At 31.7% G+C, this 1064-nt stretch carries 2 protein-coding genes; both read right to left on the reverse strand.

All coding sequences use genetic code 11. The features are described from left to right. Positions 1 to 8: 8 nt before the first annotated feature. Positions 9 to 230 carry a hypothetical protein gene (locus F3G69_RS09210; protein WP_103583804.1) on the reverse strand — a complete coding sequence of 74 codons (222 nt, stop codon included), beginning with the start codon at positions 228 to 230 and terminating at the stop codon, positions 9 to 11. Positions 231 to 233: 3 nt separating this feature from the next. Then, positions 234 to 920, reverse strand: a complete 687-nt coding sequence (locus tag F3G69_RS09215; protein ID WP_103583805.1) for an AAA family ATPase — start codon at positions 918 to 920, stop codon at positions 234 to 236. Positions 921 to 1064: the final 144 nt, after the last annotated feature.

Below are 1064 nucleotides of genomic sequence, written 5' to 3' on the forward strand. Positions count from 1 at the left end.
ATATAATACTAGCTAAAAATTTTAAAGCGAATGTATTGATTTATACCCATTCCAATTTTTTCCGCTTCTATCTTTACACGATCAAATTCATCTTGCGTAAAATAAAGTAAAAATGACTTATCTCGTTTTAAATTTTTAGGCTTTTTTGCTTCTGATGTTTCTCCTCTTGCTTGATTTATAAAATTTTCTTCACTAGTAGCTGGCGTTGTATTTACTTTTTTAAAACCCATTTTTTAATCCTTAATATTTTCTTTTACAACTTGTAATAGCTCGGCATAAAAACTTTCGAAATCTTCAAGCGCCCTATCCCCATTTTTGCAAAATTCGCTTAAACTATTGCCATTTGAAACCGTTTTTCTATAAGCTTGTCTTTCGTAAATAACAGAGTTTAATAAAAAGACATCACTTAAATTTCGCTCCTTTTTTGCATCATCGATGTATTCACGCATACTTTCAAGCTCTTTTGCCAAAAAAGGATTTGGAGAAACTCGGTTTACAAGTATAAGTGTAAGCAATTTCTCATTTAACTCTTTCGCTTCACTACTAAGATCAAGCATGCGATCAAGAACACTCACATCGTACTGTGAAGGTATGGTTGGTATTATAAGTACATTTGATGACAACATGGCCTTACGCATCTCCTTACTATCACGCCCACCAGTATCGACTACGATAGAGTCAAAGTTATCCCGCATACGCTTTATCTCATCACCCAAGCTAACACCTGTTTTTGATACGCTTGAAAAGAGCGGTTTTAAATTTGACTGACTTCTAATATCTGAAAAAACTTCAGTTGAACGTTGAGGATCGGCATCTATTAAAAGGACATTATCTCCATCCTCTGATAGCCTAGCTGCTAAATTTACAGCGAGTGTAGTTTTGCCACTACCGCCCTTTTCATTTACGATAGATATGACCATTTTTAATCCTTTTCTTTTTGTGGAATTATATCATAAAAATATCTTTTTCATATCTATATATTTTTATATAAATATTATTATCATATTATTATAATATTTATTTCATATAATCTCTTTAGTTAGGAGTATAGATAAGAATTATAA

This window comes from Campylobacter concisus, from assembly GCF_902460625.1.
Lineage (GTDB): Bacteria > Campylobacterota > Campylobacteria > Campylobacterales > Campylobacteraceae > Campylobacter_A > Campylobacter_A concisus_AD.